The organism is Lactiplantibacillus sp. 7.2.4 (assembly GCF_018991185.1).
GTDB lineage: Bacteria > Bacillota > Bacilli > Lactobacillales > Lactobacillaceae > Lactiplantibacillus > Lactiplantibacillus pentosus.
Map to the genome: position 1 here is coordinate 97,899 of NZ_JAGYGS010000002.1, position 17,389 is coordinate 115,287.

Consider the following 17,389-nt stretch of genomic DNA (forward strand, 5'->3'; position numbering starts at 1 on the left):
TGTTACTGCGCCTCGTGAGGCAGCATCTTGCGAATGCCCCCAGCTGGATTCGGCACGTCACCGTGGTAGCGTGGAATCAAATGAATATGGCAGTGCATCACGGTTTGTCCAGCAGCCGCATCGACATTGATGCCAATATTATAACCATCCGGATGCCGTGCTTCATCGAGCATGACTTTCGCTTGGTCGAGTAACGTTAACATCGCCGTCCGTGTCGTTTCAGGAACATCAAAATACGTCGCGTAGTGCGCCTTAGGGATGATCAATAGGTGTCCCGGGCTCACCGGATGCAGGTCATAAAAGGCCGCCGCTAAGTCATTTTCTAAGATATACGGTTGTGGCTGACAAAAAATACAGGCCATCGCGTTCACCCCCTACTTTGCGAGCCACCCACCGTCAATCGGAACGACGGTGCCGTGAATATAATCGGCGTGGGCACTCGCTAAAAATAACGTTAAGTCCGCAACTTCTTGCGGCTGGGCCCACCGTTTGGCAGGGGTCTCATCCGCCACCCACTTCGCCATCTTGCCATCACCAGCAAAATCAGCAGCGTTCATCGGTGTCTCAATGGCGCCTGGTGCCAAACAATTGGCCCGGATTCCCTGACTCGCATAATCTAAATCGAGCTGTTTGGTGTAGCCAATCACGGCGTGTTTCGCAGCGGTGTAAGCTGCCCCACCGCCACCACCGACCAAACCAGCAATCGAGGCCATGTTCACAAAGACACCGTGGTGCTTTGCCAACATCTCCGGTAACACCGCATTAGTCACAATGAACTGACTGGTCAAGTCGGTGGCAATGATTTCTTGCCAGGTCGCTAAATCCGTCGCGAGTGTTGGTTGATAACCATCCAACTTGCCGGCAGTATTGCAAACGATTGATGGTGTACCCAAGGCTTGAATTCCAGCAGCAATCGCCGCCGTCAAACCGTCAGCGTCCGTCACGTCAGCAACTTGGTAATGCAAGGCTGTCGTCGTTGCTAAAGCTGCGGGCTGGGGTTGGCGGTCAATCGCAATCACCCGTGCGCCCTGCGCTAGAAAACTTTGGGTCTGTGCGAGACCGATGCCAGATGCCGCGCCCGTCACCAGGACCGTTTGCCCCACGTATTCTTCAAATTGCATTAGTCGACCAATTGCCAGTCAGTGGCCAAAATATCACAATCCGTTGGTGACCACATACTATAGGCTTCATCCGCCGTTTTAATCAAAAAGTAGGGATTCAACGGATCGCCTTTAAAGGTCGTCGTCGCTTGCAATTCAACAAATAATTCCGTGCCTTCCCAGCCTGTCCGTACTGCCCGTTTACCCGCTTTTAACTCTGGTAAAATTGCTTCAAATGTCATCATGTTGCCTCCAATTATTAATACCCAAATCGTATCATAATCCCGCAGCAAGTGACAGGCAAAAATTGGTACCAACAAATTGTCTGTTTTGATGGTACAGACCAATTATTTGTGCGATAATGTAAGCGAATACAGAAATTAATTAATACTTGGAGGAATTTTAAATGAGTAAACTCGGTGTTTCGGTTTATCCCGAACGTTCAACTTTTGAAAAGGATGCCGCATACCTGGACTTGGCAGCTAAATACGGTTATCAGCGGGTCTTCACGTCGCTACTTGAAATCAAAGGGGATCAAGCCGCGGTCGTTGCCAACTTCAAAAAAGTGATTTCCTATGCGAACCAACTGGGCTTGCAAGTGATGGTCGACGTCAATCCCGACTTGTTCAAACAACTCGGTGTCTCCTATGATGACCTCTCATTCTTCCACGACTTAGGTGCTTGGGGCGTCCGGCTCGACCTCGGCTTTACGGGTCAAGAAGAAGCCCGGATGACGCATAATGAATATGGCATCAAGATTGAAGTGAACATGTCTAAGGGGACACACTATGTCGATACGATTATGGACTACTCCCCAGCCAAAGATAACTTATTGGGGTCACACAACTTCTATCCACAACAATATACTGGCCTCGGTTACGATTACTTTGTTCAGACTTCTGAACAATACCGGCAATACGGTCTGAACACCGCCGCCTTCGTTTCATCGAATGCCGCCACATATGGGCCATGGCCGATGCAAGATGGGCTGTGCACACTTGAAGACCACCGTGGCTTACCCATTGCCGCTCAAGTTCAACATTTGAAGATGACCGGCTTAATTGACGACGTTTTGATTGGGAACGCCTACGCTAGCGACGCCGAATTAAAAGCAGCAGCTGAAGTCTTCTTCAGCCCTTACCCACTATTACACGTCGATACGGTCAGCGACTTATCAGCGGTCGAAGAAAAAGTGCTCTTTGCGCAACCACAAACGTATCGCGGTGACTTTTCAGATTACGTGATTCGGTCTTCACAAACGCGTGTGATTTATAAAGACGAAGACTTCCCCGCTCATCATTTGGAAGCCATCCATGCCGGCGACGTCTTGATCGACAACGATGAATTCGGCCAATACAAGGGTGAATTACAGATTGCCCGTCGCGACCTTGAAAATACCGGCCGTATCAACGTGGTCGGTCACGTCGTTGCGAGTGATTTACCATGTTTGAAGTTGCTCCAACCATGGGCGGACTTCAAATTTGTTGCAGCTGAATAGCCCACTTTGAAACTAGCGTAAACTTTGATGGAGGTGCTCAAATGACAACTGACTACCGTTTAACAAGTGATGCCGACCGGGAAGCGTTCTACCAGCTTTATCAATATGCGTTTAATAATCAAGATTCACCACAACGGCGGCGCTTCTTCATGGATCGTTATCAACATGGCTGGATTTATGGCCGTCACGACCACGGACAACTGGTCAGTGGCTTATACAGCTTGCCCCTCGCCGTTAATTTTCATGGCGTGACCTACAAGATGAATGGCATTGGCGACGTCATGAGTGCCCCCGAATACGCCGGGCAAGGTGGCGCAGGCCAGTTATTGACCGCTGCGTTAAACGAAATGGCGGCTGAGCACGTGACCCTGTCCTACTTGGCACCGTTCGCATACGGCTACTATCGCCGATTTGGCTACGAGCACGTCTTCGACCACGCCCACCAAGTCATGGCCGCACATGACCTGCCGCGTATCAAACCGACCGACTGGACCGGTACGGTGACGCGCTACGGCAATGACGGCCTCGCCTTAATTAATGATTTTTACGCGGCCCAAGCGCAAAATCAGCGCGGGGGCTTGATTCGTCCAACTTGGTGGCAACACTATCTGACCTTGAAGCATGATTGGTCAGTCGCGATTTACCGGAATGCCGACGCCAAGATTGAGGGTTATTTGATTTACGAACGCCAAGCCACTAATTTCGCCATTCAGGAGTGGTCGACGAGTACCCCCACCGCTTTCGAGCGACTCGCCGACTTTATCACGAAACACGGTACGACTTTTGAAACGTTTAGTTATGACGATCCCAGTGCGACGAACGGCCTCGACTTGTTGGCTGACCCCTATACCTTGCAGGTCACGATCAAGCCTTACATGATGGCGCGAATCGTTGATTTATATGACTTCATCAAACGCTATCCGTTTACCGCCGACGTATCCTTGATTCGCCTTGCCGTAACTGACACCACGTTGCCCGCTAATCAAGGCATCTGGGAACTACAACGGGCAAACGGCCAAGTGACGCTCAATCGCGTCAGCACTGAACTGACCGGAACTGCTGACATTAAACTCTCAATTCAACAACTCACCACCGCCTTGTTCGGGTCGCAATCACTGCGGCGGGCTTATCTGCATGGCCAACTGACGGGCGACCTAAACGCCATCGACCGGTTGGACGCGAGCTTAGTTAAGACGCGACCAGCTTTGATCGATTACTTTTAGGTAGCTGTTCTGAGCTGTTGGCGCGAAACTCGGCCATCGTTGCTTAGTTTGTTGCTGGAGCGTATGACTACATCAAGGTGAGACTGAACTAAACGGTATCCAATAAGCTTTATTCACAATCCGCAACAGTCGGAAGTTCGTATTCTGACTGTTGCGGATTGTTTTGATTGGACGACGCTTTAGGACTAGAATTGGCAATCAGATTAAAAACATTATAATTAGATTAAAACTATAACTTGCTGGTCTGCAATTGTCGCAATAGGCTGAAAGGAAGTCCCTATGTCTAATCCTAGTCCCGAATCAGTGCCAATGATTAGTAATCGCCAATCTAACGCCCAAATTATCAAAGCCTTTATCAGTAATTTCATCAGCTCCTTGAGTGGTAAGATGTTTTCCTTTGGCCTCGGACTGATGTTACTTGACGAGACCCACTCTGCCATCAGCTTCGGTCTCAACATGCTGATCACCCCCATCATTGGTCTACTCTGTCTAGTGCCCATCGGTAACTTGGTAGATACCTACCCACATAAAGCGGTGCTGACGGGAAGTTTGTTGGCGCGCATCACAGCACTGTTTTTATTTGCCATTAGTATTAATTTTTTTATCGGAAATAGCAAATTAATTCCGATTGTCTTATTCTTAATTGTCGACGCCATCTCGACCAATCTCAACGATACGTGTTACTCAGCTGCCATCCACGAGCTTGTGAACCGCCACAGTGTTCAGCGGCTGAGCTCACTGACACAAAGCGCCATTTCTTTATCTTCAATTCTTTCACCGGCGCTGGGCGTCGGCCTGTATAGTTTCGTTGGCTTTACAGGATTTATTGGCTTGGAAATTATCGCAACGATTGCAGCTTTCGGGGTGATGTTGACGATGCATTTCCACTATCAACCACGTAATCAGCAAATCGCACCGCAATCACACCATGATCAACTGAAAAGCTTTCGTTTAGGCATTACCTACATGCAATCACGAACCATGATCAAACTCACGATTCTGCTCAGCGTTATCCTGAACTTCTTTTATACCGCTGTCACGATTGGGACGCCCTATATTCTCAAAGCCCAACTGCATACCAGCAACGGCCCCGTGGGTGTTCTCGAGACTGGTAGTGCCATTGGAATGCTACTCGGCAGCTTGATGCTGAGCATATTTCCGACGGGCAATCAAAAACGGCTCTTTTGGAAGTTAATGATGCCAGTGTTAGTCATCGATATCCAAATCGGTCTACTAGGATTACTATTCAGCACGTCACAATCAGCGGCCAACTATGCCATTATTGGTAGTCTCATCATGGGCATCTTAGCTTTAGCACTCGTGATTTTAAACATCACCTTTCAAGTTTATTTACAGCAAACGGTCCCTACCCAGCTCTTGGGTCGAGTCGTGGCAACCATGACAACCGTCAATAGCTCGATTATGCCAATTGGGACGCTATTATTCACCATTATTTTCCAAAACACCCACCACGGCGGACTGGTACTCATCGTCAATAGCATGTTGTTGATTGGATACACGTTACTACTCCTAAAGCCATTGCATCAGGCGATTCGCACTGACCAATCATCCTCAATTTGAGTCGTGCCTTGGGCTGTTCCCAGTTCAGATATCGTGATTCAAGATGGTCCTAATCGCACTTTGATACTACGTCAGCGATCCAATCAGCAGTATACTTGATGTATCAACTTTTAGGAGGTCTCACCATGCCCTTAATGCGCATTGATATGATTCGCGGACGCTCACAGTCTGAAATCAAACAAATCTTAGATATTGCTTACCACGCAGCTAGTACCGCGCTTCACTTACGGCCCCGTGACCGTTATCAAATCGTCACGCAACATGACCCAGATGAAATGATTATTGAAGACGTCGGCCTAGGTTTTGAACGAACCTCGGCTTTCTTAATGTTCAGTCTCACTTCTAGCCCGCGCAAGGTGGAAGATAAGCAGCAGTTTTACCAACTTCTGGTTCACGACTTACACCAGCAACTTGGGATTGCGCCAGCAGATGTGATGATTAATATTACAACGAATAGCTATGAAGATTGGTCCTTTGGCGATGGTCAAGCTCAGTTTCTCAACGGCGATTTAGCTTAGTTACGACGCCACTTAGCGGATACGAAAAAGCCACCCTGGAAATTCAAAATTGAATTTCCAGGGTGGCTTTTGTCATGAGTCAGAACCAGTTGAATAATGGCAGACTTATTTGCAAAAATAAATTGAGCACCGCAGCTTAATTATCAATGTAATATCGACCTTGTCTTGACATTAATTTTCATATAAATATCCAGCATCGCGTAACGCCTTTTTGATGGCCGCTAACTGTTCCGGGGTCTGATAAGCAACCGTATGGCTGTGCACACCATCCGTCAATTCAGACAGTAAATGCCCCTGTAGTTGTTTGAGTCGCCCCATAAATAAATTAATGTCGCCAATTTCACGAATCTCTAATTCACCCCGTAAGCGACCATACAACGGATGTTCCACTTCGACGTCTTTAATAACGCCACCGGCTTCAATAATCAGTGCCATTTCTTTGGTCGCCTCGTTCGGAAAATGACGACAAACGAGGACGGCAGTGGGCTGATTGGTTGCTTCCAACTGGTAACCCTGCAAGGTTGCAGCAATTGCCGCACCATGAGCCCGTAACAATGAAATATCCCCGACGATTGTCTGCCGGCTAACTGCGAATTGTTTTGCTAACGTCGTGGCACTGATTGGGGACTGTGCTTGTGATAATTTTGCGCGAATTTGTTCTCGCCGTTCTGCTCCTGTCATGACTCACCCTTCTCACTATTTCGATAGGCTTATTCTAACAGAAAACTTGCAGAATAGCTTTCATCAATTAACAAACTATGCTAAACTAGGTTCACTTCACATAGGTGTCAAGACACCTAAATTCAAACAACGGGATCGATGCATAATGCGCAATTTATCTTTATTAACTGACTTATATGAGTTTTCGATGGCCAATGGATTTTATCACGATTTGCCAACCACCAACGCCACCTTCGACCTCTTTTATCGTCGGGTGCCTGATAACGGTAGTTTTGTGATTGCTGCCGGCTTACAGCAAGTGATAGAGGCACTTCAAAATGGTCAATTTTCTGATGCTGACTTAGCCTACTTCCGCCAATTAGGCCTGTGGGATGAGCAATTCTTAACGGAATTAGCAAATTTCAAACTGACTTGCGAACTACAGGCGTTACCTGAAGGCACACCCGTCTTTCCACGCGAGCCACTACTCACCGTGACCGGCCCACTGTATCAAGCCCAGTTGTTAGAGACTTTACTGCTCAACATTGTCAATCACCAATCCTTGATTACGACCAAGGCCCGTCGTTTGAGCGAAGCAGCAGCCGGACGACCGATTATGGAATTCGGCGCCCGCCGTGCACAAGGCCCTGATAGTGCCATTTATGGCACACGTGCGGCTGTGATTGGTGGCGCCAGTAGTACATCCAACGTTCTGGCCGCCAAACAATTCGGCATTCCAGTAGCCGGTACGATGGCGCATAGTTGGATTGAAGCCTTTCCTGATGAATTGACCGCTTTTCGGCAATGGGCCAACCGTTATCCAGATAATAGCGCGCTACTCGTCGATACTTACGATGTCTTGAATTCCGGGCTTCCAAACGCCATCACCGTCTTTAAAGAGCTCCGTGCCGCTGGCCATGAACCCGTCGGTATTCGAATCGACTCTGGTGATGTCACCAGACTCTCTCAGGCTGCTCGCACCCAATTAGATGAAGCGGGCTTTCCAGACGCTAAAATCACCATTTCTAACGCCCTCGATGAAGCGATTCTGACGTCATTACGACACGAAGGTGCGCCAATCGATAATTTTGGTATCGGTGAAAAACTGATTACTAGCGCCTCCTCACCCGTGCTCAGCGGTGTTTACAAACTCGCTGCAACCGAGCAGGACGGCAACATCGCACCCAAAATCAAGGTCAGTGCCAGTCGTGAAAAGCTGACGATTCCGGGTCAAAAACAAGTCTACCGACTCTACCATCGTGGCACCCAGCAAGCCTTCGCGGACTTGATTGCCCTAACTTCGGAAGCAATCGTCGGACAAACTGAACTAACGGTCGTCAATAGTGACCCAGTCAGTGTCGAACGTGAACAACAGTTGACTAACTTCGAGGCTCGGCCGTTGCTTGAACCCGTTGACCTGACGACAACATCGGCCGTCTCAGTCCAAACCATTCAAGCAAACATGCAGGCCCAACTTGCCGAACTACCACGTGCGACCCAGCGATTGGTCAATCCGGACACTTATCCGGTCTACATGACGACGACCCTCAGCCATTTACAATCTGAGTTGTTGACGCAATTGACGGTGGGTTCGGACTAGCGGACTGCGGCTTATATTTTTGCTCAAAATAGCCGAGATACTTCAGTATGGAAAACTGAAGTATCTCGGCTGTTGATTTTGTTAATAGTCCTTCACAATATAAAGTAATGGCAATACTGTTCGAATCAACAATACTCACTATTTTAAATTGTTGGCCAATAACAATTAGACTTTATGACCATTGAGCATATCGTTGACGACTAGCCGTAAGCCTGCATAAATTCATTTAAGGGCTGTTGGGTTAATCAAGCTATAAATCGACTGCTCAGCCGTTCCCTCTGCAATCAGTGCGTTATACCTCATTGGCTGTATTCGACTTTTCAGACCGGGTGAGCGTTGCTTGCGCCAACAAACCACGTAACTGGTCATATGCCGCGTATTCTGGAGCAGTACCATCCAAGAAATCGCTTTCGTAAATATCACTTTTCTTAATATCTGAACGTTTGACCCGATTACTAAAACGTTCCAATTCAATCAGGTCAGTCTTTCTGGTTGTAAAATAAATATCGTCGCTTCGGCTGAACTGATCCAATAGTTGTGGATAATGAGTTGTAAATATTAGTGTTGCGCGGTTAGTGTTCACTTCAGGATCAGTGAAAAAGGAGAGGATCGTCTGGACGATTGCTCTGTGAAAATGATTTTCGATTTCATCCACGATGAACGTTCCGCCCGTTGCTAACGTTGAAAAGACAAAAGCAAATAGATTCAGGCCTTTGATTGTTCCTGCAGACAAATAGCTGAATAGTTCATAGGCATTAACCACTAAAATTTTGGACTTACCCTTGAATTTGAGGATGAATAAATCACTATCAGTGTCTGGATCCAAATCCTTCTTAGTTCGAATATACTCAACTGTTGGATCTAAGTAAGCAATAATTGCACCTTGAAGTTCTGGGAACTTGTCCATCAGTGGTGCCATCAATAAATTACTACGAGTAAAAGCAATAAAATCATTGATGGGCGCAATGACTGGCGGCTCAGCCTTACGTTTGGTCACTTTGCGAAAATACGTATTATCTTCAGGTAACAACGGATCATCAATCCGTTTGTCGACGGATTCAGCATTTGAGAAATCAAACAAATTGCTTCTAGTAATTCCCAATGTAACCGGCTTAGCATAGAGCACTTCTTCTCCGAAAGATAAGGTCGCCTTCGGATCAGCGCTTTTATTAATGGTCGAGACAACTCTGTATAGCTGATTTTCGAGCTCATCATAATAATACGTTGTGAATTTAAATTGCTGGCCGATTAGTGCAATCCTGCCTTCCGCATGGTTTAACGGTTCATTTTGTAAAAAAACGTGATTCACAAAATTAATTAAATTCAAAGTCATCGTTTTTCCTGAAGCATTTTTGCCGACCAAGGCGACCACATTGTTAATATAAATGCGATTAAACAATCTGGTCACACTCTCATCATTACGCTCTGTCATCCGTTGTGATGTGACTAAACTAAAATCAAAAGATTTGGTAAATAACGTTAGTCCCTCGATTTTTATTCTTAAAAGTCGCATAAAGCACCTCCGTCCTTAAACACTGCAAGTATTTTATAAACGTATTCTACGGTTAAATTATATGTTGTTTGTCTTGTGAATACAATCTATTGGCCTCAAATATGAAATTATTCAAAACATATCTTTTGGCCCTGTTTTTATAAACGTGTGTTACGTTTAAATCTAACATTTAGTATGCTTTCCTCTTCTCTAGTACCTGTCACCCCAACCAGCACAAAACAAGCGTTGGCGCTCGAACACAGTCCGCACGCCAACGCTTGTTCAAATTTTTATCTGCTGATGGTTACAAAAACACTAGTCAATTTCTAACTGGTCGTTTTCACCAGGCGTCAATACTTTCGTTAGCACCGCAATCAAGTAAGTTCGTTCGCGGTCAAAAGACGTTCCAGGAAACCCCATCATCAGCCGTGCAATATAGCCAAACACCTGGGACAATAGTGTTTGAATGATTAAGTCGTTAGGCCAATCAACCATCAATTTGTCAGCTTTGAGTTGGTCGAGCACACTGCCGACTTGCTGGACCATTTGCGGCGCAATCTGACTTAAAATACGCTCACGCCGTGTCGCATCAAACGCCGCCATCTCAAAAATCACTTTTAGTTCTTTAAGATTATTTTGGACAAACTGCATCCGGTCGTTGACGACTGCCGTTAAAAAGGCCTGCAAGCTCGGATAGCGCCGATGCAATTCATCTTCAGAAAAATCACTCGCCAAGATCGGTACAATCTTAGCTGCAATCGGTGCTAACACCGCATCACGCAACGCCGCCTTCGTTTTGTAACGGCGATAGACCGTTCCCTCTGCGACGCCGGCTCGCTGTGCGATGTCACTCGTGCTCGTCTGGTCGAAGCCCTTTTCCGCAAACAAGTCCAGGCTAGCTTGTAAGATGGCCCGTTGCTTAGGTGTGATATTCTGATTTTGATCTAAGTCTTGTTGAAAATAATCTCGTATCCGTGGTCGTGCCATGCGCTCACACCTTTCGATAACGTTTCATTCCAACGATATTTAACATCGTCAGAACAACCATGAATCCTACTAATACTAACAAATCAAGGCCGATGTCTGCAAATCCAGCCCCCTTAGTTGCGACTGCCGTTAACGCATCAGCGCCATAGTACAGTGGCATAATGTGGGCGATCACTTGTAACCAGTTGGCCATGCCGTCAACAGGAATTAATCCCGCAAAGAAAATCTGAGGGACCACCACCAACGGAATGAATTGAATCATCTGAAATTCTGAATTGGCAAACGTCGAAATAAAAATACCCAAAGTCAATGCGACTAACGCCAACAACAGATTCGTCAGGAAGACCAATCCCAGGCTCCCCACTAGATGAATCTTAAAGACCGTGATGGCAAATAGGACCGTCACTAGCGTTTGGATGATGGCAAAACAGCCGTAACCAATCAAATAGCCACAAATAATCTCACTGCGCCGAATTGGCGTCGCTAACAACCGACTGAGCGTGCCAGTAGTCCGTTCGTTCAGTAGCGAAATTCCCGAGATCAGGAAAACAAAGAAGAAGACGAAGAACCCCAGAAAGATTGGGAGGAAATTTTCAAAAAAGGTCGAATCACTACTGCCATAAATATAATGAGACTTAGTCGTATAATTTGTTGCTTTAGCTGACTGAGTCGAACTAGACGTCGTGGCTGTGGCCTGCTTGAGTTGCTTTTGTAATTTCTCAGCAGTTGCCTGGTCACCGCGTGCCTGGGCTTGTGCAATGGCAGTTTTAAGCTTGGTCACCGTTGCTTGTGTCTGAGCTGCTGTCAGCTTCTTCAAAGCGGCTTGTTGCGATTCGAGGGCCGCGCGCTGTTTCTTAGTAACGGTCACCAGCGTCTTCATTTTCAACTTAACTAATCCTGATTGTAAACTCGCTTTAATTAAAGACGTGTTGGTTGGATTGCTATTTGAATAAGTAATCGTCAATTGACCATTTTTCTGAGTCAGATAGCCATCTAAATCATGCTGCTTAATCATTTTCCGTGCCTGTGAACTATCATAATGATGAATCGTCACGTTTTTGGTATCGATCACGTTAACCACGGATTGGTCAACATGATGAACACCCAAGCTCGCTACTTGCGTCGTGTTGTTTTGAAATAAGAAATACATCAGTGTCATAATCAGTAATGGTGCCAAAAACATTAAGGCTAACGTCCGCTTATCTCGTAACAGTTGCTTAAAAACTCGTCTAACGATTGCCATTGTTCGCATCTTGCATCCGCCCCGCTTTCAAAAAGACTTGTTCGATTGTGCCCACATCATACTGTTGTTTCAAATCATGCGGCGTCCCTTGAGCTAACGCGATCCCACCACGAATCAACATTAAATAGTCGCACCGTTCCGCTTCATCCATTACGTGGGTCGTCACCAACATGGACTTGCCCGTAGCTTTTAACTTATTCAGTTCGGCCCAAATTTGTTGCCGTAATTCCGGATCGATTCCGACGGTCGGTTCATCCAAAATCAGCAATCGCGGATCCTGAATCAGTGCGATTGCTAATGATAACCGGCGTTTCATCCCACCAGAATAACCACTGACCCGCTGATCCAATTGGCTCGTTAAATCGACCAATCCTGCTGCATAATCAATCATTTGGACTAACTTCTGCTTAGGCACTGACATCAACTGGCCGAAGAACTTCAGATTCTCACGGGCAGTTAGCGTTTCATACAACGCATCACTTTGCGCCATATAACCAACTTGCGCCATCACCGCCCGATTAGGCATCCGCGTGCCCATCACATCCACGGTGCCCGAATCCACCGCTTCCATGCCTAAAATACTTTTAATCAAGGTTGTCTTCCCAGCACCAGATGGCCCAATCAAGCCGTAAATCATCCCGGATGGCAGTGTTAAGTCAATTTGATTCAAAACTTGTTGTCGCCCAAAACTCTTGCTAACTTGCTCAGCAACCACATAATTCGTTGTCATCTCAAGCCCCTTCTTTCAAAAGTGAGTGTTCACTCACTCATTTATTGACTTTAGTATAAAACCGCTAAAGCTTGCTGTCAATGAAAATATGAGTGAACACTCATTTTTATGTATCGCAACAACATTCTAAGTTCATCTCACTAGAAAAAACGCTTTTGTTTCCTAAATTAATTGTAGCCACTATTATCCATTTTTAGAGGTCGCGTCTTTCCGCTGAGAGGCGCGAATGACAAGTCAAGCATGCCGAAGTAGCAGATCTATCCAATGATTACGAAAAGCATAAAAGACTTTGCAGCTGCCTTGCCGACAAAGTCTTTTCTAACTAATACACTTTTTCACAGTTGATAGGTCGCTCATAGCAAGCGCTATCATTTAAGCCTTCACAATTTTGATTTGGCTGCCAACCTTGATATCAGGATAGTCTGCTTGTTCAACATACAATGAGCCTGGCAGTTTAGCAGCCGTTTCACCTGTAAAACAAACCGCCGTATGTCCCAGACGCCCAAGATTGGTTTGGACCTCATTACCAACCGCCGTAATCTGATATGTCTGATTATCGATTATCAAGCTCATGCCCGGTTCAATCGTGTCTTGCAAGGGCTTGACATTGATAATAAAGCAAGATGGTCGCAACGCGTCCGGTGCTTCATTACCAAATAAAATTGCCATGCCAATCGATTTAAAATCTGGTGTCTCGGCACCAACTTCTAATACTTGTGTCTCAAAAATCGTTTGATTCTTCGTCATCATGATAATCACCTCAAAAAATAATACTATTTTGTATATAGTCCAAAACTAGCGATCCAAGCAACAAACACCCGTGGAACCCCATTAATAAACCGACTATACAAAACTGATGGAACCCCAACTTCAACCGTCTTTGCATCCGCTTCAGCTAACCCCAATCCAACGGGAATAAAGTCACAACCGTTTTGAGTATTAATCGCAAACAATGCAGGCAAGGCATATTGTGGTGGAATATTACCTTTTCCAATCTCAACACCAATCAAAGTGCCGACCACTTGTCCGATAACGCCGCCAGGGCCTAATAGTGGGGATAAGAATGGCAGTGAACAAATCAATCCTAAAATCATAAGGCCCCACACGTTACCTGCTAACGGCTCCATCACTTTGGCAAATACTTTCCCAATACCTGAACCGTTGATAATCCCAACTAGTAGTGCCACAAACGCCATGAACGGGATAATCGTGTTGATAACGGTCTGCACCGCATCCTTAGCCGCTTGGTTGAACGTCGAAACCACTCGTCCAGCACCAATCCCGATTTTAGTTAAGACTCCCGGATTCTGAGCCTGTTGCGTTAACGTTTTTGATTGATCAATACCTTCTGTTGCTGTTTGTGACTCAGTATCCGCAACTACAGGTTCAGCTGATTTCACGGTTTGAACCGGAACATCATCTTCGGTCCCTAACAACGTGATTTGGTCCACGTCCACGTTCGAAACATAATTATCTTCACGCATAAACTGTGCTAATGGGCCACTTTTCCCAGTTGGTAAGACGTTGATCGTCGGAATTCCTTTTTTAGGATAGATGCCACAACGCAGGGTCCCACCACAATCAACAATTGCCAGCGCGGTCTCTTCATCTGGAATCGCCGTTTTAAAGCCATCGATTGCTTCCATCCCAGTCAATTTGGCAATTTTATCGACGATTGCAGGTCGATTACCACCGGTAACATAAATAAATTTGTTTTTGTCAGCAGTTGGTGTGATCGTAAGTGGGCCGCCCCAGCCACCTGCACCTTTAACAACTCGAATGCTATGATATTCTTTACTCATCATCTATCCCTCACTTATCCATCTAAATCGACAGTCTTAGACAGTGTAATCCCTTGTTGTTTACAAACATAGGCCGTTGTAAAGTCGGTGATCCATCCACCAATAAAGTTCATCACAAGCCCGACCAACAAATACCGAACAGCTAAGTCCATCGTATTTAAGCCTAGTTTTTGAACCCCCTGTGCAATTCCTAACCAAATAAAATATTCTGAGGGATTAATGTGTGGAAAAACACCATTACTGGTATGACAGAATTGCGCAATTGCTGCATACCAACTTGGCTTATAATATTCCGGTAAGAAGCGTCCCATTGAGTGGGCCATTGGATTTCCTAACATGAACGCTGAAACAAATGGTAAAATCAAATATCGTGTCACTGGATTCTTGGATGACGCTTTCGCCAACTTAGCCATTCGTTTATCCCCGATGAAGGCAATGATGGCATTCATTAAGACTAACAGTAACAGGACAACTGGAATGATGGAGGACATCCAGCCAACGAACGTCTTACCACCACTCTGAAAAAGTCCCATAAAACCGGATGCGAGATCAGTAATTATTTTCATTATGTTCACCTCAATCATTCATTTGTTTATGCCGACGAGCCATCGTCAGTTTATAAAAAATCGACTTCGCTTTTTCAACCATTGGTAGGCTCCAAATCTTGATTGACGAATCGAATTCACTTGGCGCCAATTGCTTCGTCCGATAGTTGATGAAATTCTTATAGGCATCTAAAATACAAGCACGAGTCAATTTATCAAATTCACGTAATGTTGAATAGGATGCCGCAACTTCTGCTAAATTCTGATTTTTCAGAGATTTAATCTCTTTGAACGTGGCAAAAATAGTCACACCCTTCATCATCTGCGCTTCCAAAATGGTCCCTTGTGAGTTCACAGCAATTAAGATCAATGTGCCAGAACGAAACTTTTTGGGCTTTTTACCAATTGCGACCGGTGCTAAGGTTCGCAGGTGGTGAAAAGTTCGTGAAAAACTATTAATCTGATGTAATCCTAACAATCCCTGCAATAAAAATGCCCCAACTAATAATATCCCGAAATAAATTAACATTATATTGCCTCCATTAACTGAATAATTGAGCGCGTACTATCATAATTCTTCAAATTATTATAAATATTGCCATTCGCTGCAATACTTCTTATTAAATCATAAACTTGAGACAACACGCGACTCAAATTTGCATCCAGTTGCTTCGGAATTGCGACTAAAAAGACAACCCTAACCTTCTGACCATCAAAACTCGTTGGCATCTTGAATAGTCCCACTGTCACTAGAATTCGTTTCAAGCCCGAGTTATCAATAACATGTGGTAAAGCAACCCCATCACCGAAAATGTTACTCGACTTACGCTCTCGAGCTTTCCAATCGGCAATAAAAGAATGCAGCAATTGGCCTTTATCAATTTCGGTCTCAATGAGTTGTTCAACGGCATTCATATACTTGATTGCCTTGTTAAAATGCGTCACTGTGAACTGACATAATCCTTGACTGATGGCATCTGCGACCAACGAAATCTGCAATCGCTGTCTGAGAATCCCCTGATTAAGGATTGAATTAAAGTGAATGACCGGCGCACGCTGGATCAACTCATTTTCGGTAATCAATTGATTGGAGAAAATCAGCAAATATTTTTCAGGACTCTTCCGTAAGGCTTCTTCAGAGTTAAAAACATCAATTTGTAAGTCTTCATCAACAATGGTAGTCAACTGCTCACTCAAGAACTTCTTCATGCTCTCACTGAAAGGCTTCACTAACGCAATGCGATGAATAATTGGTGTCGTCATATATTCTTCCAGTTCCATTTGGAAGTAGACGGCTAGATAACCGACTTCTTGTTGCTTAATTTGTAACTGTAATCGCGTCGATAAAGCGGCCACAGTCTCACTAGCCAGTTCAGCAGCAACTGGATATTTATTCAGCATATCATTAGAAATGAAATTTTCAGTTTCCACATGGAAGACCGCGCGATTGATTAAGAACAGTAAATGATATTGCAATTCGGTCAATAATCGTTGAAAATCTAGCTGAACGTCGAGATAAGCCTTTATTTTTGGAAAAATAGCTTGCATTAGTGTGCCTATTTGACTGAGACCACTTGTAATTAATTGTGGATCATCAATCCCCAGCTTCTTAATACTAAGCGGATAAGCGATAAAGGCCCATTCAGTAGTCGTCAGTGACTGTCCGACAATCGTCGTTACTAATTCACGAAGCGGTTGGGTTTGTGAATCATTAACGACCACCGTATAATGTTTGATCTGATCATCAATACGGATATCGCATTGTTGTAACCACTTGACCACCGCAATATTTCGTTTAATCATACTAACCGTATTGTCACTCGCATCAAGCTGCTTGATCAGGTTAACCAATTTCACATCAGTTTGTTGTTTCCAAGTCAACTCCAATTCATAGTACTTACCAACCAAATTTCTGGTCACAGCAGCTAATTCATAATCGCGAGCAGCCGCCAACCGGATACCCCGATTAGTTTTGGCCTGAATCGTAATACCATACGGCGTTAGTTTAGCTTTCAATTCTTTCAGGTCATTGGTCAATGTTCCATGGCTAACCGCCAAAGAATCTGCCAAATCGTCAATCACAAGATAGTTTGATAAGTGTTTGATTAATTCTTTTAAAATAGTCACCTGCCGCTTATCTGGATCATTAAAATCCAAATCACGCTTCAAAAAGAAGGTTTGAACTTTTGCGACTTCGGCATAATTGTTAATGATCAGATAAAACTTTGACCCGTTCATATTTATTTTGGCAATCCCATTCAAATACTCGTTAATATCACGAACATTCTTAATGATTGTTGACCGCGAAAGCGCGAACTGATTGCGAATTTCTCTGAGCGTTAATGCATCATTATTGATAAAAAAATTTAGCATTTCAAAATTTTGTCTGTTCATTTTATCACCACGCTAT

General features: G+C 45.0%; 18 protein-coding genes. 5 read left to right on the plus strand and 13 right to left on the minus strand.

All coding sequences use genetic code 11. The features are described from left to right. Positions 1 to 2: 2 nt before the first annotated feature. The 3 genes from KGF70_RS01225 to KGF70_RS01235 are packed head-to-tail and all read right to left on the minus strand — an operon-like array spanning position 3 to position 1,342. Positions 3 to 362 carry an HIT family protein gene (locus KGF70_RS01225; protein WP_088770876.1) on the minus strand — a complete coding sequence of 120 codons (360 nt, stop codon included), beginning with the start codon at positions 360 to 362 and terminating at the stop codon, positions 3 to 5. Between the two features lie 12 nt (positions 363 to 374). Beyond that, on the minus strand, positions 375 to 1,121 hold the full coding sequence (locus tag KGF70_RS01230) for a 3-oxoacyl-ACP reductase (protein WP_216767724.1): 747 nt from the start codon (positions 1,119 to 1,121) through the stop codon (positions 375 to 377). After that, positions 1,121 to 1,342, minus strand: coding sequence for a DUF2829 domain-containing protein (locus tag KGF70_RS01235; RefSeq protein WP_003639475.1), 222 nt, complete (start codon positions 1,340 to 1,342; stop codon positions 1,121 to 1,123). The genes KGF70_RS01230 and KGF70_RS01235 overlap by 1 nt, the downstream gene beginning before the upstream one ends. Before the next feature lie 164 nt (positions 1,343 to 1,506). Between KGF70_RS01235 and KGF70_RS01240 the strand changes: the two genes are divergently transcribed. The 4 genes from KGF70_RS01240 (at position 1,507) to KGF70_RS01255 (ending at position 5,920) form a co-directional block, all read left to right on the plus strand. Continuing rightward, positions 1,507 to 2,598 carry a DUF871 domain-containing protein gene (locus KGF70_RS01240; RefSeq protein WP_216767725.1) on the plus strand — a complete coding sequence of 364 codons (1,092 nt, stop codon included), beginning with the start codon at positions 1,507 to 1,509 and terminating at the stop codon, positions 2,596 to 2,598. A 41-nt stretch (positions 2,599 to 2,639) separates the two neighbouring features. Continuing rightward, on the plus strand, positions 2,640 to 3,821 hold the full coding sequence (locus tag KGF70_RS01245; protein WP_216767726.1) for an enhanced intracellular survival protein Eis: 1,182 nt from the start codon (positions 2,640 to 2,642) through the stop codon (positions 3,819 to 3,821). Between the two features lie 279 nt (positions 3,822 to 4,100). Continuing rightward, the gene (locus KGF70_RS01250) at positions 4,101 to 5,402 is read left to right on the plus strand and encodes an MFS transporter (RefSeq protein ID WP_216767727.1); all 1,302 of its coding nucleotides are present in this window, start codon (positions 4,101 to 4,103) and stop codon (positions 5,400 to 5,402) included. 125 nt (positions 5,403 to 5,527) lie between these two features. Further along, positions 5,528 to 5,920 (plus strand): tautomerase family protein, encoded by a 393-nt coding sequence (locus KGF70_RS01255; RefSeq protein ID WP_050339733.1) that lies wholly within the window; start codon positions 5,528 to 5,530, stop codon positions 5,918 to 5,920. 171 nt (positions 5,921 to 6,091) lie between these two features. Here KGF70_RS01255 and KGF70_RS01260 read toward each other — a convergent pair whose 3' ends face one another. Then, positions 6,092 to 6,601 carry a transcription repressor NadR gene (locus KGF70_RS01260; protein WP_088770871.1) on the minus strand — a complete coding sequence of 170 codons (510 nt, stop codon included), beginning with the start codon at positions 6,599 to 6,601 and terminating at the stop codon, positions 6,092 to 6,094. A 142-nt stretch (positions 6,602 to 6,743) separates the two neighbouring features. On the opposite strand from KGF70_RS01260, the gene KGF70_RS01265 reads away from it, so the two are divergent. Beyond that, positions 6,744 to 8,180: a nicotinate phosphoribosyltransferase gene (locus KGF70_RS01265; protein WP_216767744.1), complete on the plus strand. Its 1,437-nt coding sequence runs from the start codon at positions 6,744 to 6,746 to the stop codon at positions 8,178 to 8,180. A gap of 292 nt (positions 8,181 to 8,472) precedes the next feature. Here the strand turns inward: KGF70_RS01265 and KGF70_RS01270 are convergent, their stop codons facing one another. The 9 genes from KGF70_RS01270 to KGF70_RS01310 all read right to left on the minus strand — a co-directional run bounded on the left by KGF70_RS01270 (position 8,473) and on the right by KGF70_RS01310 (position 17,373). Further along, positions 8,473 to 9,693, minus strand: coding sequence for an ATP/GTP-binding protein (locus KGF70_RS01270; protein WP_216767728.1), 1,221 nt, complete (start codon positions 9,691 to 9,693; stop codon positions 8,473 to 8,475). A gap of 294 nt (positions 9,694 to 9,987) precedes the next feature. Beyond that, positions 9,988 to 10,659 carry a TetR/AcrR family transcriptional regulator gene (locus KGF70_RS01275; protein ID WP_101873024.1) on the minus strand — a complete coding sequence of 224 codons (672 nt, stop codon included), beginning with the start codon at positions 10,657 to 10,659 and terminating at the stop codon, positions 9,988 to 9,990. 4 nt (positions 10,660 to 10,663) lie between these two features. Beyond that, positions 10,664 to 11,911, minus strand: a complete 1,248-nt coding sequence (locus tag KGF70_RS01280) for an ABC transporter permease (protein WP_050339738.1) — start codon at positions 11,909 to 11,911, stop codon at positions 10,664 to 10,666. Then, positions 11,889 to 12,632, minus strand: a complete 744-nt coding sequence (locus KGF70_RS01285) for an ABC transporter ATP-binding protein (protein ID WP_216767729.1) — start codon at positions 12,630 to 12,632, stop codon at positions 11,889 to 11,891. The genes KGF70_RS01280 and KGF70_RS01285 overlap by 23 nt, the downstream gene beginning before the upstream one ends. Before the next feature lie 372 nt (positions 12,633 to 13,004). Next, the gene (locus KGF70_RS01290) at positions 13,005 to 13,382 is read right to left on the minus strand and encodes a PTS glucitol/sorbitol transporter subunit IIA (protein ID WP_216767730.1); all 378 of its coding nucleotides are present in this window, start codon (positions 13,380 to 13,382) and stop codon (positions 13,005 to 13,007) included. Between the two features lie 23 nt (positions 13,383 to 13,405). Beyond that, positions 13,406 to 14,434: a PTS glucitol/sorbitol transporter subunit IIB gene (locus KGF70_RS01295; RefSeq protein WP_216767731.1), complete on the minus strand. Its 1,029-nt coding sequence runs from the start codon at positions 14,432 to 14,434 to the stop codon at positions 13,406 to 13,408. 14 nt (positions 14,435 to 14,448) lie between these two features. Then, positions 14,449 to 15,000 (minus strand): PTS glucitol/sorbitol transporter subunit IIC, encoded by a 552-nt coding sequence (locus KGF70_RS01300; RefSeq protein WP_050339744.1) that lies wholly within the window; start codon positions 14,998 to 15,000, stop codon positions 14,449 to 14,451. Positions 15,001 to 15,010: 10 nt separating this feature from the next. Continuing rightward, positions 15,011 to 15,508, minus strand: coding sequence for a transcriptional regulator GutM (locus KGF70_RS01305; RefSeq protein ID WP_050339746.1), 498 nt, complete (start codon positions 15,506 to 15,508; stop codon positions 15,011 to 15,013). Further along, a complete protein-coding gene (locus KGF70_RS01310) occupies positions 15,508 to 17,373 on the minus strand; it encodes an HTH domain-containing protein (protein WP_216767732.1) in 1,866 nt (621 codons plus the stop codon). The genes KGF70_RS01305 and KGF70_RS01310 overlap by 1 nt, the downstream gene beginning before the upstream one ends. Positions 17,374 to 17,389 lie beyond the last annotated feature (16 nt).